Annotated in this window: 24 protein-coding genes; 15 read left to right on the forward strand and 9 right to left on the reverse strand. The window is 63.2% G+C overall.

What is annotated here, in order from left to right; all coding sequences use genetic code 11:
• Positions 1-28 precede the first annotated feature (28 nt).
• The 8 genes from NKJ40_RS09920 to NKJ40_RS09955 all read left to right on the forward strand — a co-directional run bounded on the left by NKJ40_RS09920 (position 29) and on the right by NKJ40_RS09955 (position 9,287).
• Complete coding sequence (locus tag NKJ40_RS09920; RefSeq protein WP_023675300.1) at positions 29-118, forward strand: K(+)-transporting ATPase subunit F; 90 nt, start codon at positions 29-31, stop codon at positions 116-118.
• Positions 119-143: 25 nt separating this feature from the next.
• Positions 144-1,847: a potassium-transporting ATPase subunit KdpA gene (kdpA, locus tag NKJ40_RS09925; protein WP_023675299.1), complete on the forward strand. Its 1,704-nt coding sequence runs from the start codon at positions 144-146 to the stop codon at positions 1,845-1,847.
• A 213-nt stretch (positions 1,848-2,060) separates the two neighbouring features.
• Positions 2,061-4,154: a potassium-transporting ATPase subunit KdpB gene (kdpB, locus tag NKJ40_RS09930; protein ID WP_352465925.1), complete on the forward strand. Its 2,094-nt coding sequence runs from the start codon at positions 2,061-2,063 to the stop codon at positions 4,152-4,154.
• A gap of 12 nt (positions 4,155-4,166) precedes the next feature.
• On the forward strand, positions 4,167-4,736 hold the full coding sequence (kdpC, locus tag NKJ40_RS09935) for a potassium-transporting ATPase subunit KdpC (protein ID WP_023675296.1): 570 nt from the start codon (positions 4,167-4,169) through the stop codon (positions 4,734-4,736).
• Positions 4,737-4,789: 53 nt separating this feature from the next.
• Positions 4,790-7,531, forward strand: a complete 2,742-nt coding sequence (locus tag NKJ40_RS09940; RefSeq protein ID WP_352465926.1) for a DUF4118 domain-containing protein — start codon at positions 4,790-4,792, stop codon at positions 7,529-7,531.
• Positions 7,528-8,220 carry a response regulator transcription factor gene (locus NKJ40_RS09945; protein ID WP_023675295.1) on the forward strand — a complete coding sequence of 231 codons (693 nt, stop codon included), beginning with the start codon at positions 7,528-7,530 and terminating at the stop codon, positions 8,218-8,220. Before NKJ40_RS09940 ends, NKJ40_RS09945 begins: the two co-directional genes overlap by 4 nt.
• Before the next feature lie 121 nt (positions 8,221-8,341).
• Positions 8,342-8,647, forward strand: a complete 306-nt coding sequence (locus tag NKJ40_RS09950; RefSeq protein WP_023675294.1) for a hypothetical protein — start codon at positions 8,342-8,344, stop codon at positions 8,645-8,647.
• A gap of 130 nt (positions 8,648-8,777) precedes the next feature.
• On the forward strand, positions 8,778-9,287 hold the full coding sequence (locus NKJ40_RS09955) for an NUDIX hydrolase (RefSeq protein WP_352465927.1): 510 nt from the start codon (positions 8,778-8,780) through the stop codon (positions 9,285-9,287).
• A gap of 78 nt (positions 9,288-9,365) precedes the next feature.
• Here NKJ40_RS09955 and NKJ40_RS09960 read toward each other — a convergent pair whose 3' ends face one another.
• From NKJ40_RS09960 to NKJ40_RS09990, 7 genes are all read right to left on the reverse strand, one after another.
• Positions 9,366-10,217: a citryl-CoA lyase gene (locus NKJ40_RS09960; RefSeq protein WP_352465928.1), complete on the reverse strand. Its 852-nt coding sequence runs from the start codon at positions 10,215-10,217 to the stop codon at positions 9,366-9,368.
• Positions 10,214-11,398: a CaiB/BaiF CoA transferase family protein gene (locus NKJ40_RS09965; RefSeq protein ID WP_352465929.1), complete on the reverse strand. Its 1,185-nt coding sequence runs from the start codon at positions 11,396-11,398 to the stop codon at positions 10,214-10,216. Before NKJ40_RS09965 ends, NKJ40_RS09960 begins: the two co-directional genes overlap by 4 nt.
• A gap of 15 nt (positions 11,399-11,413) precedes the next feature.
• Complete coding sequence (locus NKJ40_RS09970; RefSeq protein ID WP_352465930.1) at positions 11,414-12,937, reverse strand: tripartite tricarboxylate transporter permease; 1,524 nt, start codon at positions 12,935-12,937, stop codon at positions 11,414-11,416.
• 4 nt (positions 12,938-12,941) lie between these two features.
• Positions 12,942-13,475: a tripartite tricarboxylate transporter TctB family protein gene (locus NKJ40_RS09975; protein WP_352465931.1), complete on the reverse strand. Its 534-nt coding sequence runs from the start codon at positions 13,473-13,475 to the stop codon at positions 12,942-12,944.
• A gap of 155 nt (positions 13,476-13,630) precedes the next feature.
• On the reverse strand, positions 13,631-14,608 hold the full coding sequence (locus NKJ40_RS09980) for a Bug family tripartite tricarboxylate transporter substrate binding protein (protein ID WP_352465932.1): 978 nt from the start codon (positions 14,606-14,608) through the stop codon (positions 13,631-13,633).
• A gap of 207 nt (positions 14,609-14,815) precedes the next feature.
• The gene (locus NKJ40_RS09985) at positions 14,816-15,355 is read right to left on the reverse strand and encodes a GNAT family N-acetyltransferase (RefSeq protein ID WP_352465959.1); all 540 of its coding nucleotides are present in this window, start codon (positions 15,353-15,355) and stop codon (positions 14,816-14,818) included.
• A 2-nt stretch (positions 15,356-15,357) separates the two neighbouring features.
• Entirely contained in the window at positions 15,358-15,579 is a 222-nt protein-coding gene (locus NKJ40_RS09990; protein WP_352465933.1) for a hypothetical protein, read from the reverse strand.
• On the opposite strand from NKJ40_RS09990, the gene NKJ40_RS09995 reads away from it, so the two are divergent.
• The 4 genes from NKJ40_RS09995 (at position 15,578) to NKJ40_RS10010 (ending at position 19,259) form a co-directional block, all read left to right on the forward strand.
• A complete protein-coding gene (locus NKJ40_RS09995; RefSeq protein WP_352465934.1) occupies positions 15,578-16,033 on the forward strand; it encodes a DUF2214 family protein in 456 nt (151 codons plus the stop codon). The two genes, NKJ40_RS09990 and NKJ40_RS09995, sit on opposite strands and share 2 nt — an antisense overlap.
• Before the next feature lie 182 nt (positions 16,034-16,215).
• Positions 16,216-17,193: a tripartite tricarboxylate transporter substrate-binding protein gene (locus tag NKJ40_RS10000; RefSeq protein ID WP_352465935.1), complete on the forward strand. Its 978-nt coding sequence runs from the start codon at positions 16,216-16,218 to the stop codon at positions 17,191-17,193.
• Between the two features lie 77 nt (positions 17,194-17,270).
• Entirely contained in the window at positions 17,271-17,738 is a 468-nt protein-coding gene (locus NKJ40_RS10005) for a tripartite tricarboxylate transporter TctB family protein (RefSeq protein WP_292663247.1), read from the forward strand.
• A 9-nt stretch (positions 17,739-17,747) separates the two neighbouring features.
• Complete coding sequence (locus NKJ40_RS10010) at positions 17,748-19,259, forward strand: tripartite tricarboxylate transporter permease (RefSeq protein WP_352465936.1); 1,512 nt, start codon at positions 17,748-17,750, stop codon at positions 19,257-19,259.
• A gap of 34 nt (positions 19,260-19,293) precedes the next feature.
• On the opposite strand, the gene nth is transcribed toward NKJ40_RS10010, so the two are convergent.
• Positions 19,294-20,115: an endonuclease III gene (gene nth, locus NKJ40_RS10015; RefSeq protein WP_352465937.1), complete on the reverse strand. Its 822-nt coding sequence runs from the start codon at positions 20,113-20,115 to the stop codon at positions 19,294-19,296.
• A 22-nt stretch (positions 20,116-20,137) separates the two neighbouring features.
• On the opposite strand from nth, the gene NKJ40_RS10020 reads away from it, so the two are divergent.
• Positions 20,138-20,632: a DUF2244 domain-containing protein gene (locus tag NKJ40_RS10020; RefSeq protein ID WP_352465938.1), complete on the forward strand. Its 495-nt coding sequence runs from the start codon at positions 20,138-20,140 to the stop codon at positions 20,630-20,632.
• 3 nt (positions 20,633-20,635) lie between these two features.
• Here NKJ40_RS10020 and NKJ40_RS10025 read toward each other — a convergent pair whose 3' ends face one another.
• On the reverse strand, positions 20,636-21,451 hold the full coding sequence (locus NKJ40_RS10025; RefSeq protein WP_352465939.1) for a class I SAM-dependent methyltransferase: 816 nt from the start codon (positions 21,449-21,451) through the stop codon (positions 20,636-20,638).
• A gap of 114 nt (positions 21,452-21,565) precedes the next feature.
• Here NKJ40_RS10025 and NKJ40_RS10030 point away from each other — a divergent pair, with 114 nt between their 5' ends.
• Positions 21,566-22,459 carry a methylated-DNA--[protein]-cysteine S-methyltransferase gene (locus NKJ40_RS10030; protein WP_352465940.1) on the forward strand — a complete coding sequence of 298 codons (894 nt, stop codon included), beginning with the start codon at positions 21,566-21,568 and terminating at the stop codon, positions 22,457-22,459.
• A 116-nt stretch (positions 22,460-22,575) separates the two neighbouring features.
• The gene (locus NKJ40_RS10035) at positions 22,576-23,484 is read left to right on the forward strand and encodes a ribokinase (RefSeq protein ID WP_352465941.1); all 909 of its coding nucleotides are present in this window, start codon (positions 22,576-22,578) and stop codon (positions 23,482-23,484) included.
• Position 23,485: the final 1 nt, after the last annotated feature.

The following is a 23,485-nucleotide window of genomic DNA, read 5'->3' on the forward strand; positions in this document are numbered from 1 at the left end:
ACAAGCTGTAAGTTTAGGGGATCGTAACATGCTTTTCGACTATATCCTCGGCGGCGCCGTGACCTTGTTTCTTCTCGCCTACCTGACATACGCCCTCGTTCGCCCGGAACGCTTCTGATCTCCGCTGGCAAGGAGCCAACCCCATGACAATCAACGGATGGCTGCAGATCCTCGTCTATTGCGGGATCGTCGTTCTGCTGGCCAAGCCGCTCGGCGGCTACATGCATCGCGTTTTCAGCGGCGAGCGCACATTCCTGTCGTCAATTCTGGCCCCGCTCGAGCGCGGGCTCTACCGCATATCAGGGACCAGCGAGCGCGAGGAGCAGCACTGGACCTCCTATGCGGCGGCCCTGCTGTTCTTTAACCTGGCCGGCTTCCTGGTGCTCTATTCGCTGCTACGGCTGCAAGGCGGCCTGCCCTACAATCCGGCCGGCATGACCGCCGTCGAACCTGGGCTGGCCTTCAACACCGCCGCCAGCTTCATGACCAACACCAACTGGCAGAACTACGGCGGCGAAAGCACGATGTCCTATCTCGTGCAGATGGCCGGCTTGACCGTGCAGAATTTTCTGTCGGCGGCGACTGGCGTCGCCATTGCGGTCGCATTGATCCGCGGCTTTGCCAGGGCCTCAGGCAAATCGATCGGCAATTTCTGGGTCGATATGACCCGCGGCACGCTCTACCTGCTTTTGCCCTTTTGCATCGTGTTGACTCTGGTCTATGTCTATCTCGGCATGCCGCAGACGCTCGCTGCCTACGTCAACGCGACGACGCTCGAAGGCGCCCAACAGACTATCGCGGTCGGGCCGGTCGCTTCCCAGGTTGCCATCAAGATGCTCGGCACCAATGGCGGCGGTTTCTTCAACGCCAATGCAGCGCATCCCTTCGAAAATCCCGATGCAATCTCCAACCTGATCCAGATGGTGACGATCTTCGCCCTCGGCGCGGCGTTGACCAATGTCTTCGGCCGCATGGTAGGCAACCAGCGCCAGGGCTGGGCAATTCTGTCGGCTATGGGCGTGCTGTTCATCGCCGGCGTTGCCGTCTGCTACTGGGCGGAAGCCGCCGGCAATCCGCTCGTCCATGCGCTGGGCGTCGACGGCGGCAACATGGAGGGCAAGGAGAGCCGCTTCGGCATCGCCCTGTCGGCAATGTTTGCCGTCATCACCACGGCCGCATCCTGCGGCGCGGTCAACGCCATGCATGACAGCTTCACCGCACTCGGCGGCATGATCCCCATCATCAACATGCAGCTCGGCGAGGTCATTGTCGGCGGCGTCGGCGCCGGCTTCTACGGTATCCTGATGTTCATCGTCATTGCCGTTTTCGTCGCCGGGCTGATGGTCGGACGCACGCCCGAATATCTCGGCAAGAAGATCGAGGCCAAGGAGGTCAAGATGGCTATGCTGGCCGTGCTCTGCCTGCCGCTTGCAATGCTGATCTTCACCGCTATCGCGGTGGTGCTGCCGACCGGCGTTGCTTCCATCGCCAATGCCGGCCCGCACGGCTTCTCCGAGGTTCTCTATGCCTACACCTCGGCCGCGGCGAACAATGGCTCCGCCTTTGGCGGCCTCAGCGGCAACACGCCCTGGTACAACGTAACGCTCGGCATCGGCATGCTGATGGGCCGGTTCCTGGTCATTATTCCGGCGTTGGCGATTGCTGGCTCGCTGGTTGCGAAGAAGACCGTCCCTGCCTCCGCCGGCACCTTCCCGACCGACGGTCCGCTGTTCGTCGGGCTGCTGGCCGGTGTCATCCTGATCGTCGGCGGCCTGACCTTCTTCCCGGCCCTGGCGGTCGGACCGATCGTCGAGCACCTGGCGATGATTCACGGTCAGACATTCTGAAACGACGATGCCCTGGTTCGAGATCATACCTCGAAAGGTCCGGCATCGCCCCGAGCCGGAGGGGGAGAAAACGCCTCCTCCTTTCCCGACGCTGTCCACATTCCTCGCTATTGCGGCAGCCTTGATCATGATCTGGCTGCTGGCTTACGGGCCGCCGCACCTTCGTTCGGCACACGATCGACCGGTCAACAACATCGACACTGGAGCTACCAAATGAGCCCGTCGAAATCCGTGAGCATCATGGATACCCGCATTCTGTGGCCCGCTATCGGCGGTTCCTTCAGAAAACTGAACCCGCGCACCTTGATGCGAAACCCGGTGATGTTTGTCGTCGCCGTCGTCTCGGCGCTCACCACCGTGCTGTTCGTCAAGGATCTCGTTACCAGCGGCGGCGATCTTGGCTTCACGCTGCAGATCATCATCTGGCTGTGGTTCACCGTGCTCTTCGCCAATTTCGCCGAAGCGGTGGCCGAAGGCCGCGGCAAGGCGCAAGCTGACTCGCTGCGTCGGGCGCGAACCGAGACGCAGGCCAAGCTGTTGAACGGTGGCGACCGCAGCAAGTTCAAACTGGTGCCCGGCACCAGCCTGAAGGTCGGCGACATCGTGCTTGTCGAAGCCGGCGACATCATCCCCTCGGACGGCGAGGTGGTCGAAGGCGTGGCGTCGGTCAACGAGGCGGCCATCACCGGCGAATCCGCACCGGTCATCCGCGAATCCGGAGGCGATCGTTCGGCGGTGACCGGCGGCACGCAGGTCTTGTCCGACTGGATCCGCGTGCGCATCACTGCGGCTGCCGGTCATACGTTCCTCGACCGCATGATCTCGCTGGTCGAGGGCGCCGAGCGCCAGAAGACACCCAACGAGATCGCGCTCAACATCCTGCTCGTCGGCATGACGCTGATCTTCGTGCTGGCGACGGCGACGATCCCGAGCTTCGCCTCGTATTCGGGCGGCTATATCTCGGTGACCGTGCTGGTCGCCCTGTTCGTTACCCTGATCCCGACCACAATTGGCGCCCTGCTGTCGGCTATCGGCATTGCCGGCATGGACCGCCTGGTGCGCTTCAACGTGCTCGCCATGTCGGGCCGCGCCGTCGAGGCGGCCGGCGATGTCGACACGCTGCTGCTCGACAAGACCGGAACCATCACGCTGGGCAACCGTCAGGCGACGGCATTTCGTCCGGTCAAGGGCGTCACCGAACAGGAACTGGCCGACGCGGCTCAGCTTGCCTCGCTTGCCGACGAAACGCCGGAAGGCCGCTCGATCGTCGTCCTGGCGAAGGAAAAATACGCCATCCGCGCCCGCGACATGGCAAGCCTGCACGCGACTTTCGTGCCCTTCACCGCGCAAACCCGCATGAGCGGTGTCGATCTGGAAGGCTCCTCGGTCCGCAAGGGCGCAGTCGATGCGGTACTTGCCCACGTCAACCTCTCGACCGTTGCCACAGGCAGTACGCGCCCCGGCAGCGACACCGTCCGCGACCTTCAGGCGATCGCCGACGAGATCGCCAAATCGGGTGGCACTCCACTCGCGGTCGAGCGCGACGGGCGCCTGCTCGGCGTCGTCCATCTGAAGGACATCGTCAAGGGCGGCATCGCAGAACGCTTTGCCGAATTGCGCCGCATGGGCATCCGCACGGTGATGATCACCGGCGATAATCCGATGACCGCGGCGGCGATCGCGGCGGAAGCCGGCGTCGACGACTTCCTTGCCCAGGCGACGCCCGAGGACAAGTTGAAGCTGATCCGCGACGAGCAGGCCAAAGGCAAACTGGTCGCGATGTGCGGCGATGGCACCAACGATGCGCCGGCCCTTGCGCAGGCCGATGTCGGCGTTGCCATGAACACCGGCACGGTCGCGGCGCGCGAGGCCGGCAACATGGTCGATCTCGACAGCGATCCGACCAAGCTGATCGAGATCGTCGAAATCGGCAAGGCGCTCCTGATGACGCGTGGCTCGCTGACCACCTTCTCCATCGCCAACGACGTGGCCAAGTATTTTGCCATCATCCCGGCAATATTCGCCGTCTTCTACATCGCCCCGGGCCAGACCGCCGGGCCGCTGCAAGCGCTCAATGTCATGCATCTGGCGACGCCGCAGAGCGCTATCCTCTCGGCCATCATCTTCAACGCGCTGATCATCATTGCGCTGATCCCGCTGTCGCTGAGGGGCGTCAAATACCGCGCGGTCGGCGCCGGTGCGCTGCTCAGCCGCAATCTCATTGTCTATGGCCTTGGCGGCGTCGTAGTGCCCTTCGTCGGCATCAAGATGATCGACATGGCCATCACCGCTCTCGGTCTCGCCTAAGGAACCTCGTCGATGCTCAATCAAATCAGGCCCGCGATCGTCATGATCGTCTTCTTCACCATTCTGACGGGTTTGGTCTATCCGATCGGCATGACCGGCATTGCCCAGGCGCTGTTTTCGCGCCAGGCCAATGGCAGCCTGATCGAGAAGGACGGCAAGCTCGTCGGTTCCGAGCTGATCGGCCAGGCTTTCGAAAGCGACCGCTACTTCCATGGCCGCCCGTCGGCTGCCGGCGACGGCTACAATGCCGCCGCCTCGGGCGGCTCGAATCTCGGCCCGACCAACCCGAAGCTCATCGACAGGATCAAGAGCGACGCCGAAAAGCTGAGAGCCGAAAACCCGAGCCAGCCGGTACCGATGAATCTGGTCACCACGTCCGGCAGCGGCCTCGATCCGCATATCAGCCCCGATGCGGCCTATTTTCAGGTTGCCAGGGTGGCCAAGGCCAGGGGCGTCGATGAATCCAGGATCAAATCGCTTGTCGACAGCCATGTCGAAGATCGCGAATTGGGATTCATCGGCGAGGCGGTGGTCAATGTGCTGGCCCTCAACCTTGCGCTGGACGATGCGATGAAACAGTGAAGGACCGGCGCCGGGATCGACACCGAAGCCGGCGCCGTTCATGATTGACCCTTATGCCAGACGACAGCCGCACCGCCGAAACCAGGCCCTCTCCCGACGCGCTGCTCGAGCATGCCGAGCGGGAGGAGCGCGGTCGCCTGAGGATATTTCTCGGCGCCGCCCCCGGTGTCGGCAAGACCTACGAGATGCTGATGTCGGGCCGCGCCAGGCTGGCCGACGGGGTCGACGTGGTGATCGGCATCGTCGAGACGCACGGCCGCAAGGAAACCCAGACGCTGGTCGAAGGCTACGAGGTCATTCCTCGCCTTGAGATCGATTACAAGGGGCGGATCCTTGAGGAGATGAATCTCGACGCCATCCTCGCCCGGCACCCGGCCCTAGTTCTGGTCGACGAACTCGCCCACACCAACGTCGCCGGCAGCCGTCACCCCAAGCGCTATCTCGACGTCCAGGAAATCCTGACGCACGGCATCGATGTCTACACGACGCTGAATATCCAGCACGTCGAGAGCCTGAACGATGTCGTGGCGCAGATCACCCGCGTCAGGGTGCGGGAAACTGTCCCCGACTCCATAATCGACCAGGCCGACGACATCGAGATCATCGACCTCACCCCCGACGATCTGATCAAGCGGCTTGAGGAAGGCAAGGTCTACATCCCCAGCACCGCCCAGCGCGCCATCGAGAACTATTTCTCGCCGGGCAATCTGACGGCGCTCCGGGAATTGGCGCTCCGCCGCACTGCCCAGCGGGTCGACGAGCAGTTGCTGACCCACATGCAGGCCCACGCGATACCCGGGCCTTGGGCGGCGGGGGAAAGGGTTCTCGTCTGCGTCGATGCGCGTCCGGGCGGGGCGGCCCGTGTACGCTATGCGCGGAGGTTGGCCGACCGGCTCCGCGCCCCTTGGACGGCGCTTCATGTCGATACCCCTCATTCAGCGGCCATGCCCGAGGAGGACAAGGATCGGCTGGCGACGCAGCTGCGCCTTGCCGAGCAGCTCGGTGCCGAGGTGACGACCATTCCGGGTCAGAACGTCGCGCAAGACATCGTTCGGCATGCGACGGCGAACAACTTCACCCATATCGTGATCGGCAGGCCGACCCGATCGCGCTGGCGGGAATTGATCGAAGGCTCGCTCACTTACGATCTCATCCGCAATCCCGGCGACATCAGCGTCCATGTCATTTCGGGAAACGAACGCAACGCCGAGGCGACGTCGAGGACCGTCAAGGCGGCGGACGAGCAGTGGCAGTTCGAGATCTGGCCCTATCTCAGGGCCACGGCCTATGTTGTTGGCTCGCTCGCCTTCGCCGTTCTTCTCGACCAGTTTCTCGACGTCCGCAATCTGGCGATCATCTTTCTCATTGGGGTCCTGACGTCGGCGGTGACCGGCGGTCTCTGGCCGGCTTTGTATGCCTGCCTCATCAGCGCCATTGCCTTCAACTATTTCTTCCTGGAACCACGCTACACGCTGACGATCGAGGATCCGGAGAGCATCGTTGCGCTGGCTGTCTTCCTGGTTGTTGCGGTCATTGCCAGCAATCTAACAGCGCGCGTGCAGCGTCAGGCGGTCGCTGCGCGCTCGCGGGCACGCGCCACAGAAGATATTTATCTCTTCTCAAAGAAGCTCGCCGGCGCTGGGACGCTTGATGACGTTCTCTGGGCGACTGCCTTCCAGATCGCCTCGATGCTGAAGCTGCGCGTGGTGCTGCTTCTGCCGGAGAACGGCACAATTGCGGTCAAAGCCGGCTACCCACCCGACGACACGCTGGCCGAGGCCGACATCGCAGCAGCCCGCTGGGCCTGGGAGCATAACCGCGCCGCCGGGCGCGGCGCCGACACGCTGCCCGGAGCAAAGCGCCTCTATCTGCCCTTGCGGACCGGACGCACGGCGGTGGGCGTTGTCGGCCTCGACAACGACAAGCAAGGTCCGCTGCTGACACCCGAGCAGCAGCGTCTGCTCGATGCGCTCGCCGACCAGGCGGCGGTCGCCATCGAGCGCATCCAGCTCGTCGCCGATGTTGACCGGGCCAAGCTCGCGGCCGAGGCAGACCGTCTGCGCTCGGCCTTGCTCACCTCCATTTCCCACGATTTGAAGACGCCACTTGCCGCCATCATGGGCGCGGCCGGAACACTCAGGGACTTCGAGGCCGCACTTCCCGAGCAGGACCGGACGGAACTGCTGTCGACCGTGCTCGATGAAGCGGAGAGGCTTAACCGCTTCATTGCCAATCTGCTCGATATGACCAAGATCGAATCCGGCACGATGGAGCCGAACTATGCGTTTCACTATCTCGGCGACATTGTCGGTTCAGCTCTGTATCGGGCCCGCAAAATCGTCGGCGAGCATAAGACCGAGATCGACATTCCATCGGATCTGCCGATGTTGCGGGTCGACCCCGTTCTGTTCGAACAGGTGCTGTTCAACCTCCTCGACAATGCTGCAAAATACGCGCCGCCAGGTTCGACGATCCGCCTGCAAGCCTGGGCCGACAACGGCTTCGTCATCCTGCAGATCATGGATGAGGGACCAGGCATTCCGCCAGCGGATCTAGAGCGCGTTTTCGACACTTTCTACCGTGTGCGCAAGGGTGACCAGGTGCGTGCCGGCACGGGGCTCGGCCTGTCGATTTGCCGCGGCTTCATCGAAGCGATGGGCGGGACGCTCTCGGCGGCAAACAGGTCCGACCGCTCGGGGGCGGTTTTCACCATCAGGATGCAACTGGTGCCGGCGGAACTGCCCAACCTCGGCGAACCCGATGCGGGCCATCAAAATATGGACGATCTGGCATGACGAGCCTGGACGTCAGGATATTGGTGGTCGACGATGAACCGCCGATCCGGAAACTGCTTCGCGTCGGGCTTGGCAGCCAAGGCTACGCGATCAGCGAGGCGCCGAACGCCAGGGCGGCGATTGAACTCATCGAGACGGAAAAGCCGGACCTTGTCCTGCTCGATCTCGGCCTCCCCGGCATGAGCGGCCATGATTTGCTGCGCAAATGGCGGGATGATGGCCTGGACATTCCCGTGGTTATTCTTTCCAGCCGCACTGATGAGGCCGGCATCGTGTCCGCCCTCGAACTCGGCGCCGACGACTATGTCACCAAGCCGTTCGGTATGAACGAGCTTGTCGCACGCATCCGCGTAGCGCTTCGCCACAAGTTTCAGCAGCAGGGTGAGAGACCGGTGTTCCAAACCGGCGACCTCTCCGTCGATCTGGTGAAGCGCGTCGTCAAGGTCGAGGACAAGGAGATAAAGCTCTCGCCGAAGGAATACGACATTCTTCGCACCTTGGTGCAGCACGCCGGCAAGGTTCTCACCCACCAGTTCCTGCTGAAGCAGGTCTGGGGCGATTCCACCGACGTTCAATATCTCAGAGTCTATGTCCGGCAACTCAGGCTAAAGATTGAGAAGACGCCCGACCAGCCCCGCTATATCACGACCGAGACCGGCGTCGGATACCGGCTGCGCGAAGTCGATTGACGCGAGGAGCATCCGAAGCCGAAATGCCTCTTCCAATCCGCTTCAAATCAGCGGCGGCCATGGTGTCGTCGGACAAAAGCCCTATATTAAGGAAAGATCGGTTTTGTGCGGGAATGAATGGATGTCACGGCTTCGTCTATTGACGTTTTTAGGGTCGGCAATGCTGACCGCGGCGATGCTGTCGGGCGTAAATCCTGCTGCATCGGCACAGGTCGTCAGTCCCGCCGACCGCAACGTGTTGATCCAGCAAGACCAGTTGCAGATGTTGGAGAACAGGCTGCGGCGGCAGCAATACCAGCAGCAGCAACAGCAGTACCGTGCCCAGGATCGCCAAATCCCAACACCGCAACGGCAGGAGGTGCCGCAGATGAGGCCAACTTGCCAGTTGCTGCCGTCGGGGAGCGGCTTTGTCAGCACCTGCCGCTGACGACCGGCCCTTTCCATTTATTTAGCCGACTTATATATTGTGGAAACCGCTCCGCTTGCGCCCCATTGAAAGCGGCCGACTTTGCAACGCTGCCCTTGCCGTTTGGGCACCGCCTCGACTGGATTATCGAATGGCAGCCAGCAAGAAGAAGGTCGTACGCAAGGCAAGGGAGGGCGACCGGATTCGCCAGGTCGCGGCGATTCCGTTTCGGCTGAACGAGCATGGCGAAGTCGAGGTGATGCTGGTCACATCGCGAACGACAAGGCGCTTTATTGTGCCGAAGGGCTGGCCGATGAAGGGCAAGAGCGGCCGCAAGGCGGCCACCATCGAAGCACAGGAAGAAGCCGGCGTTCTCGGCAAGACACTGAAACAGCCGGCCGGCACCTATTGCTACTGGAAGCGGCTGGCGAACCGCTTCGTCCGTGTCGACGTCGTCGTCTATTTGCTGGAGGTAACCGAGGAACTTGCCGACTGGCAGGAATCCAAGAGGCGTCAGCGTGCGTGGCTGGCACCAGCCGACGCGGCGTTGCTCATCGACGAGCCGGATCTTTCGACGCTGGTGAGGAACATCAGGATTGCCGAGCTGGAGCATAATCCCAAAAAGCAGGGTCCGGCGTTCGGAAAAGATCCCGCTCAATAGAAGATGGAGGCCTGCCCCGACTGTGTCGGGATGGAATTGGTTCCAGCGCCCGCCGCCGCCGTCTCTTGAACCGATGCCTCACTGACTGCCATCGTCTTCCTCGGGCAGAGGCCGCGCCGGCGTGCCGGTATAGGCCCACAGCCATTCGCGCGGCAGCGGCCCCTTGTTGCGGTCGCTTTCCTGCGACTGTTCCCACGCATGTGCGAGGATGCCGACCGAGCGCGACAGCACGAAAAGGCCGCGCGTCAGCGGCGGCGGAAAGCCGAGCTCGCCGTAGATGACGGCCGTGGCGCCGTCGATATTGAGCGGGATTTTTTTGCCCTTGCGCCGCGCCACCTCGGCCTCGATCGCCTCGGCGATATCGGCGAAGCGCCCGCTGACGATGCCGCGCGCGGCAAAGTCGCGGGTTAGCTCGATGAGGCGGGGCGCCCGCGGGTCGACCGGATGGAAACGATGGCCGAGCCCGGGCACATAACCGTTTTCCCCGGCAAGGAAACGATCGAGCCGCGCCGACACGGCGTCCGCAAGCGGCATGCCGGCGTCCAGTTCGGCAGCGATGTCTCCGTAGAAGGAAAGCGCCTGTTCGCCGGCGCCGCCATGCACATCGCCAAGCACGTTGACGGCTGATGCCATGGCGCTGTTGATGCCGACGCCGCAGGTGATCGCCATACGGGCGATGGCGATCGACGGCGCCTGCGGCCCATGGTCGACGGCAGCACCCAGCGCGATGCCAAGCAGCGCCGCCTGCTCCTCGCTTGGCGTTTCGCCGCGCAGCATGAGCCAGATCATTGCCGGAAAGCTGACGCGACCGATCAGATCCTGGATTTCATAGCCGCGCAGCCGGATGACGCCGGGGCGCATCTCGATGATGCCGGTCTGCCACCATTCCTCGCCGCGCGCGCGACCAGTCTTGTTTTGCGTTCCGCTCATGCCTTCGCTCTTTTCTTGGCGCGTGGCGGCAGGTCGGCAAAAACCTCGTCCATATGCTCGCCCAGCCCCGGCGGCGGCCTGCTCGGCAAAGGTGCCTTGCCATCGACCATGAAGCCGCCGCGCACCACGGTCAGCGGCTTGTCCATTCCGGACACAGCCTGGAAGCGCGCCGTCATGCCGCGCTCGATCACCTGTTGCTCCTGCAGTATCTGCGGGATTGTCAGCACCCGGCCTGCCGGCACGCCGGCGCGATTGAACGTCTCCTCCCAGGCGGCGGCCGAGCCGCTCGCCAAGGCATCCTCGATCAGCGCTTTCAATGCAATGCGGTTCTGCTTGCGCGTTTCTCGCTCGGCAAAGCGGACATCCGAGGCCAGCTCCGGCCGGCCGATCAATCGGCACAGCGCGATGAACTGCTCCTGCTTGTTGGCTGCGATGTTGAGCAAGCCGTCGCCGGTGCGAAACGCGCCAGACGGTGCGGCCGTCATGTTTTCATTGCCCATCGGCTGCGGCTCGACGTCCGCCGTCAGATAGTTCGACACCGGCCAGCCGAGCGCAGAAAGCGTGCATTCGAGCATCGACACGTCCAGGAACGCGCCCTCGCCTGTCGTCTTCTGCTTGACCAATGCGGCGGTAATGGCGAACGCCCCGACCAGCCCGCCAAGCGTATCGGCAACCGGATAGCCGACACGCAGCGGCGCCGTTTCCGGTGTACCGGTGATGCTCATAATCCCGGAAAGACCCTGGATGATCTGGTCGTAGGCTGGATTGTCGCGCATCGGCCCGGTCTGGCCGAAGCCCGATATCGCACAATAGACAAGGCTTGGCCGGACCTCCTTCAGCCTGGCATGGCCAAGCCCCAGCCGGTCCATTACGCCGGGGCGGAAATTCTCGACCAGCGCGTCGGCCGAAGCGACCAGATCGAGGAAGCGTTCGCGGCCGGCCTCCTGCTTGAGATCGAGCGCCACCGAGCGTTTGCCGGCATTCTGCGCCAGGAACGAAGCGCCCATGCCCGCCCGGTTGAGCTCCGGCGAGGCGCCGAGCTGGCGCGCCAGATCACCGCCTTGCGGCGTCTCGACCTTGATGACGTCGGCCCCGAGCAACGCCAGCTGGTAGGCGCAATAGGGGCCGGCCAGCACATTGGTCAGGTCAAGGATGCGGATGCCGGAAAGCAGGTCTGTCATGACGTCACGAACAGCTCAGGCATCGCCCGGCACGTGCTCCGGTCCACGCATGCGTCTGTGCTCGATGTAGGCCCAGATATGCGGTCCAACCAGCCCGATGAAGGCCAGCGTCAGCAGCGTCAGCGACAGCGGATGCTTGTAGAACACCGTCCAATCGCCGTTGGAGATGGTCATCGCGCGGCGGAACTGCGTTTCGGCAAGCGGCCCGAGAATCATGCCGATGATGACGGGCGCGGTCGGGAAATCGAAACGCCGCATCAGAAAGCCGGCGGCACCGAGCAGATAGAGGATGACGAGGTCGATCGGCGATTGCGAGATGCCGTAAGTGCCAACCGTGGCGAACACCAGGATGCCGGCATAGAGTTGCGGGGCCGGGATCTTCAGCAATCGCACCCAGAGCCCGATCAGCGGCAGGTTGAGGACGACGAGGATGAAATTGGCGATGAACAGGCTGGCGATCAGCCCCCACACCAGGTCGGCCTGTGTCGTCAGCAGCAGCGGCCCCGGATTGATACCGTAGCTCTGGAACGCCGACAGCATGATCGCGGCCGTCGCCGAGGTCGGCAGGCCGAGCGTCAGCATCGGCACCAGCACGCCGGCCGCGGATGCATTGTTGGCGGCCTCCGGCCCGGCAACGCCCTCGATGGCGCCGACGGTGCCGAACTCCTCCTTGTGTCTGGAGAGTTTCTTCTCGATCGCATAGGACAGGAAGGTCGGGATTTCGGCGCCGCCGGCCGGCATGGCGCCTATCGGGAAGCCGATCAGGGCGCCGCGCAGCCATGGCCTCCACGAGCGCGACCATTCAGCCGCGGTCATATAGAGCGACCCTTTCAACGGCACGATGTCGTCCTTGCCGGCATAGCGTCGCGAGGCCATGTAAAGCGTCTCGCCAACGGCGAACAGGCCAACCGCGACGACGATGACGTCGACGCCGTCCAACAATTCGCTCATGCCGAAGGTGAAGCGCGGCTGCCCCGTCTGCAGATCGACGCCTATCATGCCGACGACGAAGCCGACGAACAGGCTGGTCAGGCCGCGCACCGACGACGAGCCGAGTACCGCCGAAACCGTGATGAAGGCCAGCACCATCAGCGAGAAATATTCGGCCGGACCGAAAGCCAGCGCGAATTTGACGACGATCGGCGCCAGGAAGGCAACGCCGATAGTGCCCAGCGTGCCAGCGACGAAGGAGCCGATCGCCGATGTTGCCAAGGCCGCACCGCCGCGGCCGGAGCGGGCCATCCGGTTGCCTTCCAGCGCGGTGACGATAGTGGCGCTTTCGCCAGGCGTGTTGAGCAGGATCGATGTCGTCGAGCCGCCATACATGGCGCCGTAATAGATGCCGGCAAACAGGATGAACGACGCCTCCGGCGCCACCTGATAGGTTATCGGCAACAGCAGCGCGATGGTCAGTGCCGGTCCGAGGCCGGGCAGCACGCCGATCGCAGTCCCCAGCGTGGTGCCGACCAGGCACCATATGAGATTGATCGGCGAGAAGGCGACCGAAAATCCGTGCGCGAGATGGCCGAGCGTTTCCATGGCGTCAGCCCCTCAGCATGGCAACGACCGAATCGACGATCGCGTTCAGCTGGTTTTCGATGAAGCCGGCGCCGATATTGACGCCGAGCGCCCTGGCAAAGCCGAAATAGGCGGCCAGCGCCAGGATCAGACCGAGCAGCACGTCACGCAGCGGACGCCGGCTGCCGAAACCGTGGCAGATGAGAACGAACATGATGACAGATGCGGCGGTAAAGCCGAGCGGCTGGATCAGCACGAGGTTGGCGATCAGTCCGAGGGCGACGATGCCCATCGCCTTCCAGTCGGTCGGCGTCTCCTTTTCGTCCTCCGGCTGCCATCCGCCCCGCAAGGCGGCAATGATGAGCAGCAGCGACAGGATCATCATCCCGGTCATGGTGATGTAGGGAAAAACGGTCGGACCGACCTTGGAATAGAGCGGCGTCACCGGGATTGCCAGCGTCTGCCAGGCAACCGCACCCGCACAGGCGAGGAGCCCAACGCCGATCAGCAGTTCGGGCACTGCAAGGCGCGGCGGCGCCTGCTGGTCGCTGGTGCTCATGATCGTCCTCCCAATGTCGGTCCCTTGGGGCCGGTTCTCCTTGGACCGGTCTCCCACGGCCGATCTCGGCATAGTTTCACCTCCGGCGCCGCGTATGTCCATGCGGCTGGCGAAAGTCGGCAAGGGCCGGCGGAGGCCGCCCCTTGCCGAGAGCATCACGCCAGGCCGAGGTCCTTGAGGATCGTCCCGATGCGGGCCGTGTCTTCGGCGACGAATTTCGCATAGTCGTCACCGGTGAGCAGGATCTGCGTCCAGTTGCGGTTCTTGCATTCGGTGGCCCAGGCGTCGCTCTTGGCCATGGTCTCGATCAGCTTGATCATTGCTGCCTTGTCGGCGTCCGAGACGCCGGGCGGTGCGAAGACGCCGCGCCAGTTGAACAGCTCGACATCGATGCCGGCTTCCTTCATCGTCGGGGCATCGATCCCCTCCTGGCGTTTGTCCGCGGAGATGGCCAGCAGCCGCAGCGCACCCGCCTTGACCTGTTCGGCGAACTCGCCATAGCCGGAGATGCCGGCCGCGACCTGGTTGCCGAGCAGCGCCGACAGCGCCTCGCCGCCGCCGGCAAACGGCACATAGGAGAGATTGGTGGCCGGAACACCGACGGTCTTGGCGATGAGGCCGAACAAGATGTGGTCCGAGCCGCCGGCCGAACCGCCAGCGACCGGAACCTGCGTCGGGTCAGCCTTGAGAGCAGCGACAAAGTCCGCGGCCGTCTTGAACGGCGAGGCGGCCGGCACCACAAGCGCCTCGAACTCGCCGGTGAGGCGGGCGATCGGCGTGACTTCGGTAAGGTTGTTGGCCGCCTTGTTGGCGATGATGGCGCCGACCATGACCATGCCGGCCACCATCAGCGCATTGCCCTTGCCGTTCCACTGGTTGACGAATTGCGGCAGGCCGACTGTACCGCCGGCGCCGCCGACATTGGTGATCTGCGAGCCGGAAATCAGCTTTTCGCTGCGCAGCACCTGGTCCATGGCACGCGCCGTCTGGTCCCAGCCGCCGCCCGGCGCCGCCGGCACGAAAATCTGCAGCTGGGGCGCGTCCTGCGCGAAGGCGGGGACAAAATGCAATACCGCGAGTCCGGCAGCACCTGCTGCCGCGGTGCTCATCAAGAATCGGCGTCTGTTCAGCATGGGATTCCTCCAAATCGCGACACCTCCTCCGGTGCCTGCCAGAAACGTGGCCTGACTTCAGACCCGCTCGATAAAATTCATGCAGAGTTTGCGTCCTCCTGTCAAAGACAGAACACTCCGCATGCGGCACAATCGGCCCGTGCGATCTTCAGGCAGGCGAACTCGATGCCGGACGACGACGTGGCAGGCAGTGCCAAACAGCATCCGTCAGGGTTGCCGCTCCAGCAGGATGGTCGGCTTGCCTTGGTAGACGGTTCGCAGCATTTCGCCATAACCGCATTTTGCCGCGACGTTCAGCGATCCGGTGTTTTCCGGATCGATGATGCAGACGGTCTTCGCGGCGCCGAACGTCTCGTCGCCCCAGGCAAGCACCCGTGCGACGACTTCGCTGGCCAACCCGTGGCCATGCGCGCCCGAAACCAGAGCCCATCCGGCCTCAGGAATGCCCTCGATCGACGGCGTCATGTCGCGTTTCAGATCGTGAAAGCCGGCCTCGCCGATGAAGCGGCCGGTCGCCTTTTCCTCGGCCGCCCAGAAGCCGTAGCCCAGAAGCGACCACAGGCCGGCGTGGCGTAGGAAGCGCATCCAGCTTTCCTCCCGCGTGCGCGGCTTGCCGCCGATAAAACGAGTGACGACGGGATCGGCCCACATGGCGACATAGGCGTCGAAATCGTCAAGCCGGTGCGGCCGCAGGACCGTGCGCGAGGTCTCAATCACTGGAGCGACAATTGTCTGCGGACTGGCCATGGTCATGTCTCGGTTGTGTTGCCGGTGCCTAATGCAGGTCTTCCAAAAGTGGGGACAGCGACATGCACGGGAAATCCAAATCCGTTGCGCAAAACAAGAGCCAAGGCTGTGTAGATCATCTTCCAGCTGATGTGAATCCTGCCAAGCGGTGTTAGTTTTTCACCAGTATCTGGTTCAAGCGCGTTCGGTTTCGGCGCTGCCGTCCGACAGAGGGAAAACAGCATGGACACCACCGACCTTGTGCTTGCCATCTTCCATCATCTGCTGGTGTTTTCGCTAGCAGGCATCATCGGCGCCGAATTCGTCCTGATCCGCAGCGACTTGTCCGCCGCGACGCTGAAGCGGCTTGTCGGCATCGACCGCCACTACGGCATCATTGCCATGCTGATCATCATCGTCGGCATCGGCCGCGTCATCTATGGTCTCAAGGGCTGGGAATTCTACGTCTACAATTGGATGTTCTGGGCAAAGATGGCCGCTTTCGCCATTGTCGGCCTGTTGTCGATTGTCCCGACCATCCGTTTCCTGTCCTGGAATAGGCAGGTAGTCGCCAATCCGGGCTTCCAGGTGCCTGGGGCGGAGCTAGCGTCCGTTCGCACCTATGTCCGCACCGAGGCCTTGATCTTCCTATTGATCCCGGTGTTCGCGGCGGCGATGGCGCGCGGCTACGGCTACTAGAATAGGTTGGAGGAAGGGCATCGCATGGCCCAACCTTCCCACTCATTTGCGCGGACAAACGTGCAGTTTGCCGTTTGAGCCCGATTGCCATTTGTCGGGTTGCGCTAGTTATTGCTCCATCTACAGTCGGTTTTAGAGGAACCCGCGCAGCGGTTGGCAATCATATCCTGGGAGGAAACACGATGCGAAAATTCATCGCCGCGCTGGCTGTCGCTGCGGCCGCCATGCTTTATCCGTCGGCCGCTGGCGCGCAGACCTACCCCGAACGCACCATCACCATTGTCGTGCCGTTTTCGGCCGGCGGCCCGACCGACACCGTCACGCGTCTTGTCGCGGAAGCCATGTCGAAGGACCTCGGCCAGCAGGTTATCGTCGAGAATGTCGGCGGCGCCGGCGGCACACTGGGCGCCGGCCGCGTCGCGAATGCCGAGCCTGACGGCTACACGCTGCTCCTGCATCACATCGGCATGGCGACAAGTGCTACGCTCTACAGAAAGCTCGCCTACGACACTTTGAACGGCTTCGAATATGTCGGCCTCGTCACCGAGGTGCCGATGACCATCGTCGGCCGCAAGGACCTCGAGCCGACCGATCTGAAGGGGCTGGTCGACTATGCCAAGGCCAACAAGGACAGCATCACCGTTGCCAATGCCGGGATCGGTGCCGCCTCGCATCTGTGCGGTATGCTGTTCATGAGCGCCATCGGCACGCCGCTGGTCACCGTGCCCTACAAGGGCACCGGCCCGGCCATGACTGATCTTCTCGGCGGCCAGGTCGATATCATGTGCGACCAGACGACCAATACCACCAAGCAGATCCAGGGCGGCACGATCAAGGCCTATGCCGTAACCTCGCCACAACGCCTAGACGTGCTGCCGGACGTGCCGACGACCATAGAAGCCGGCCTTCCCCAGGTGCAGGTCGGCATCTGGCACGGCATCTATGCGCCCAAGGGCACGCCGGCCGAGATCACCGAACGCCTGTCGAAATCTCTGCAGGTGGCGCTGACGGACCAGAACGTCGTCGCCCGATTTGCCGAACTCGGCACCAAGCCGTCGCCCCAGGCCGATGCCACGCCGGCCGCGCTCAAGGCCAAGCTGGAAAGTGAGATCGTGCGCTGGAAGCCGATCATCGAAGCGGCCGGCCAGTACGCCGACTAAAGATTTTAACGGGGCGCCGCCAGCGCCCCGTTTTTACACCGGCATCGGCACCCCGTGAGGCGGGCCGGGAGGACGCCATGAAACCTTTCGCAATCGACAGAACCAACGGCATATGCGCCGCGCTGTTGATCTTTATTGGCGCCTTTTTCGCGCTGCAGTCACTGGGCCTCGAAATCGGCACCGCCTTTCGCATGGGGCCGGGCTATTTCCCGCTGGTGCTGGCGATCGTGCTGATCCTGCTTGGCGCTGCCATCCTCGTCCAAGCGGTGCGTTTCGAGAGCGAGCCGATCGGTTACATTGCGTGGCGCGGCATGCTGTTCATCCTGCCTGCTCCGATCTTCTTCGGCCTGACGGTGCGCGGCCTCGGCTTCATCCCGTCGATCTTCCTGACGGCGCTGATCGCATCGTTCGGCAGCGGCCGTATGAAGCCGCTGACCGCGCTCGTCCTGTCAGCCGGCCTGACGCTGTTCGCATTCGTCGTCTTCAGCTACGCACTCGGCCTGCCGTTCCGGCGTTTCGGCCCATGGCTGCCACTATCGTTGTGAGGAGATGAAATGGAACTCCTCAACAACCTCGCACTCGGCTTTTCGACAGCCACATCTTTGGCAAACCTCGGTTTCTGCCTGATCGGCGTCCTTCTCGGCACGCTGATTGGTGTCCTGCCCGGCATCGGCGCCACCGCTACCATCGCCATGCTGTTGCCGATCACCTTCCAGATCGGCGACCCGGTTTCCTCTCTCATCATGCTCGCCGGCATCTATTACGGCGCGCAGTATGGCGGCTCGACCACCGCCATTCTCATCAACATGCCCGGCGAATCCTCGTCGGCCGTCACCGCAATCGACGGCTACCAGATGGCCAGGAACGGCCGCGCCGGAGCAGCTCTGGCGACCGCGGCGATAGGCTCGTTCTTTGCCGGCACGGTGTCGACCTTCCTCGTCGCCATCTTTGCCCCACCGCTGACGGCGATAGCACTGAGATTCGGCGCGGCCGAATATTTTTCGCTGATGATCGTCGGCCTGGTCTCGTCCGTCGCGCTCGCCCACGGCTCGATCGTCAAGGCGCTGGCTATGGTCGTGCTCGGCCTGCTGCTGGGACTTGTCGGCACGGATATTTACACCGGTACGCCCCGCTTCACGCTCGGCATCCGCGAATATGCCGACGGGCTGAATTTCGTCGCAGTGGCGGTCGGCGTCTTCGGCGTCGCCGAGATACTGCGCAACCTCGAAAACGAGCATGAGCGTTCCGTGCTGATCCGAAAGATCTCAGGCCTTATGCCGACCCGCGACGATTTTCGGCGCATGGCGGCTCCCATCGTGCGCGGAACAATCATCGGTTCGGCGCTCGGCATCCTGCCGGGAGGCGGCGCGATCCTTGCCGCCTTTGCCTCCTACACCGTCGAGAAACGTGTCTCGAACAATCCGGGGGAATTCGGCAAGGGCGCCATCGAAGGCGTCGCCGGACCGGAATCGGCCAACAATGCCGGCGCCCAAACCTCCTTCATCCCGATGCTGACACTCGGCATTCCGGCCAACCCGGTAATGGCGCTGATGATCGGCGCGATGATCATCCAGGGCATCGTGCCCGGCCCCAATGTCGCCATCGAACAGCCTGCGCTGTTTTGGGGTATCATCACCTCGATGTGGATCGGCAATCTGATGTTGATTGTCTTGAACCTGCCGCTGATCGGGCTCTGGGTGAAGCTCCTTACCATCCCCTACTACGTGCTCTTCCCGATCATCATGGCGTTCTGCTCGATCGGCGTTTACAGCGTCAACACCAACGTCTACGACCTCTACGCCGTCGCCTTCTTCGGCTTCCTCGGCTACCTCCTGACCAAGCTGCGCTGCGAACCCGCGCCGCTGCTGCTCGGCTTCGTGCTCGGCCCGCTGCTCGAGGAAAACCTGCGCCGCGCCATGATTCTCTCGCGCGGCGACCCGAGCACCTTCGTGACGCGGCCGATCAGCGCCAGCCTGCTCGTCATCGCGCTTGCCGTGCTCGTCATCGTGTTTCTCCCCGCGGTCAGGAAGAAGCGCGAGGAGGTGTTTGTCGAGGAGAGCTCCTGAACGTGGACGGCGCCACATGGGAGGAACTTCAGAGTCACTTAGCTGGCACCGATTCAGCAGCCGCTTCTACTGACCCGAGCGGCGCGATCTCGACCAGCGGTGCAGGCACGCTGGTGGTCTTTTCCTTGGCCTTGCAGATATCGGCGATGACGCAGGCCGGGCAATCCGGCTTGCGCGCCTTGCAGACATAGCGGCCGTGCAGGATCAGCCAATGATGGGCATGCCGCATATATTCGTCCGGAATGATCTTCAGGAACCCTTGCTCCACCTGTTCCGGCGTCTTGCCCGGCGCCAGCCCGAGCCTGTTTCCGATGCGAAAGATGTGCGTGTCGACCGCCATCGTATGCTGCCCGAAGGCCACGTTCAGCACGACATTGGCGGTCTTGCGGCCGACACCCGGCAGCTCGACCAGTTGATCGCGATCCTCAGGCACCTCGCCGCCATGGTCACGGATCAGCGCCTCCGACAGCGCGATGACGTTCTTGGCCTTGTTGCGCCACAGCCCGATGGTGCGGATATGGTCGCCGAGCTTGGCCTCGCCCAGCGCCAGCATCTTTTGCGGCGTGTCGGCAATTTTGAACAGCGCCCGCGTCGCCTTGTTGACGCCGGCATCCGTCGCCTGCGCTGAAAGCACCACCGCCACCAACAGCGTGAAGGCGTTGATATGTTCGAGCTCGCCTTTCGGCTCCGGCCGCTGAACGGAAAAGCGCCGGAAAATCTCATGCACCTCGGCCGGGCTGTAAAGCGCCCGCGACCTCGCCGGCCGCGGACGCGGCTTGGCGTTCAAGCCGTCGCGGCGGCCGGGCAACAGGTCTTTTTTTAGCGCCGAAGAGTTTTTGGGCTTGGGGCTTGTCATTGCCTTCCTATAATATTCTGCAATGAGCGACACAAACGCCTCATTTCAGGCCGACGAGCCATTCTTCCAGGCGCTGCTGACACCGCACCGGTCGCTGGGCAAAACCGGCTTTGCCATTCTGATGGGCGCACTGCTGTTCGGGTGGCTGGTGAGCGGAGCGTTTTTTCTGTCGCGCGGCGCCTGGCCGGTGTTCGGCTTCTTCGGCCTCGACGTGATCGCCGTCTACATCGCCTTCCGCGCCAATTATCGTGCGGCCCGGGCTCGCGAGGAGGTATCGGTGTCGCGCACCAGCCTCGACATCCGCAAGACTGCCCCGTCAGGCAAATCGGAAGCACACCGCTTCAATCCATTCTGGGCACGCTTTTCGATCGCCCGCCACGCCGAGATCGGCATCACCAGAATGGCGGTCGAGGCGCAAGGAAAAACCGTCTCGATCGGCGGCTTTCTCAACCCCGACGACCGCGAGAGTTTTGCCACCGCATTTTCGCGCGCTCTGGCGACCGCCAAGGCGCGCTGACGATCAGAACCGAAATCTCAATAGCCTGCCGACCCTCCGAAGAGCCGGAATGTGGCTCCAGAGGCGAAAGACCAGTCCGGCGAACCAGCTCACACGGGCGGCATGTTCGGGTTTGTAAGCCATGGTTTCCTCGACCAACCGCAGGCCGGGCACTGACCGTTCCAAGTCGCGCGGATCGTTGATCGCCCAGTGGAGTTCGGCTCCAGTGGCGCGGAACGACGGGTTGAGGCGCACGAGCTTTAGACCCATGTCGCTGTAGGCATCGCAGACAAGTTCGCCGCTGGCCAGATGCGACACAAGCCGCGAAACCAGCCTTGGGCCCTCGTCAGCGGCAAGGTAGGGTGTCAGGCCCTCCGCCACGACCATCGCCGGGCGATCGCCGGGCACTTCGTCCAGCCAGCCAGGCTCGGTGACGGATGATCCGATCAGGTGATAATGCTCGCGCATCGGATAGAGCTTGCGCCTGAGCTCGATGACTTCGGCATAGTCGACGTCGAACCAGTCCACGCCGGGCGGCGGATCGATGCGGAATATTCGCGTGTCCAGCCCGCAGCCGAGATGCAGGACAATGGCGTTCGGGTTGTTCGCCAGAAAAGCCGAAACCCAGTCGTCCAGCGTCTTGGCCCGGATCGCCAGACCGACGCCGAGATTGTTGTCGACCTTGAGCCGCGAGAAGTCGTAGTCGATGCGGCGAACCGCCTCGTCCGCGAAACGGTCTTTCAGCAGCGAGTTGGGAAGCCGGCTTTCCAGCGCCTTGCCGTAGACGGTGATCAGCAGCGTTTCTTTTTCCTTGGTCAGATGCACCTTCTCGCCGGCCATGATTGTCCTCCCCATTCAAAGCCAGCTCTATCTGGGTACACGCCGCGGGAAAGCAAGTTTCGGGTGGTGATCGGCGCCGCGAAAGACGATATTCGCACTCAAGGAGATACTGCCATGAACGCCCAAATGCCTCTCAAAACGACAGCAATCCTTCAGAAAGACATCACGCCTGAAGGCGGCGACTACGAAATCGTCCGTCGTGCCATCGAAAAGATCAGCCTCGACTATCGCGACCAGCCTTCGTTGGAAGTGCTGGCCGAGGAGGTCGGCGAGACGCCGACCGGGCTGCAGAAGCTGTTCACCCGCTGGGCCGGCCTGTCGCCCAAAGCTTTTCTGCAGGCCGTCACCCTCGATCATGCGCGCAAACTGCTGGATTCCGGCATGCCGCTGCTGGAAACTTCGTTCGAACTCGGCATGTCCGGCCCAGGCCGGCTGCACGATCTGTTCGTCACTCACGAAGCGATGTCGCCGGGCGACTACAAGACCCGCGGCGCCGGGCTCACCATCCGCTACGGCTATCATATCTCACCTTTCGGCATCGCGCTGATCATGGTGACGGACCGCGGCCTCGCCGGCCTCGCCTTCAACGACCCCGGCGGCGAGCGTGCGGCCTTTGCCGACATGTCCAGCCGCTGGCCGAACGCTACCTATGTCGAGGACATGGCTGCAACGGCGCCCTATGCCGCGCGCATCTTCGATCCGACGCTGTGGCGCGCCGACCAGCCGCTGCGCGTTGTCATGATCGGCACAGACTTCCAGGTCCGTGTCTGGGAGGCGTTGCTGCGTATTCCGATGGGCCAGGCCTGCACCTATTCCTCGATCGCCGCGCGCATCGGCGCACCGAGCGCCAGCCGGGCTGTCGGTGCCGCGGTCGGTGCCAATCCGATGTCCTTCGTCGTGCCGTGCCACCGGGCTCTCGGCAAGTCCGGCGCGCTCACCGGCTACCATTGGGGCCTGACGCGCAAACGCGCCATCCTCGGCTGGGAGGCGGGACAGGTCTCTTCTTGAATAGCCAACGAATGGAACGACAGGAGCGATGCAAGGACCGCTAGGGTGACAAGCAGCGATCTTACGGAGTAGCTTCCCGCGCAATTAGAGTGATATGCGCTAGCGGGAGGCACTTCTTGATCGTCGTCATCGGCTCCATCAATCTCGACCTCATCGCCAGTGTCGACCGCTTGCCCGGTCCCGGCGAGACTGTGCGCGGCTCCGGTTTCGCCACTGCCCCCGGCGGCAAAGGCGCCAACCAGGCGCTGGCCGCCGCCCGCGCCGGCGCCAAGGTGCGCATGGTCGGCGCAGTCGGCAAGGACAGCTTCGCCAACGACGGTCTGGCGCTGCTGCGCGACGGCAAGATCGACCTGTCCGGCGTCGGCGAGACCTTTGCCTCGACCGGTACTGCGCTGATCATGGTCGGCGCCGACGGCGAGAACGTGATCGCCGTTGTGCCGGGCGCCAATGATTCGGTCGTGCCGGGTGACCTTTCCAAGGCTTTCCTGAAAAACGGCGACGTCGTGCTGCTGCAACTGGAGATCCCGCTGCAGACCGTCGAGGCAGCACTCGACGCGGCAAGGACGGCCGGCGCGATCACAGTGCTCAACACCGCACCTTTCCATGGTGACGCGGCCGGTTTCCTCGGCAAGGCCGACTATCTCGTCGCCAACGAAACCGAGTTCGACCTCTATGGCGAGGCGCTGTCGTTGAATGGCCGCGACCGCCCGGCACGGATGCGCGACTATGCCGCGAGAACCGGCCGCACCATCGTCGTCACGCTTGGCCCGGACGGCGTTCTGGTGGCAACGCCCGACGATCTCCTGATGGTTCCGGCGCTGAAGATCACCCCGCTCGACACGGTCGGCGCCGGCGACACGTTCTGCGGCTATTTTGCAGCCGGGCTGGCAGCCGGCCTGCCGCTCGACCAGGCGCTTGCCCGCGCTGCCGCAGCCGGTTCGCTGGCCTGCCTGAAAGCCGGTGCACAGCCGGCCATCCCGCTGGCCAGGGACGTCGATGCTGCCCTGCAGAAATCTGCAGGCTAAA

This window comes from Mesorhizobium sp. M0119 (assembly GCF_040322615.1).
Classification (GTDB): domain Bacteria; phylum Pseudomonadota; class Alphaproteobacteria; order Rhizobiales; family Rhizobiaceae; genus Mesorhizobium.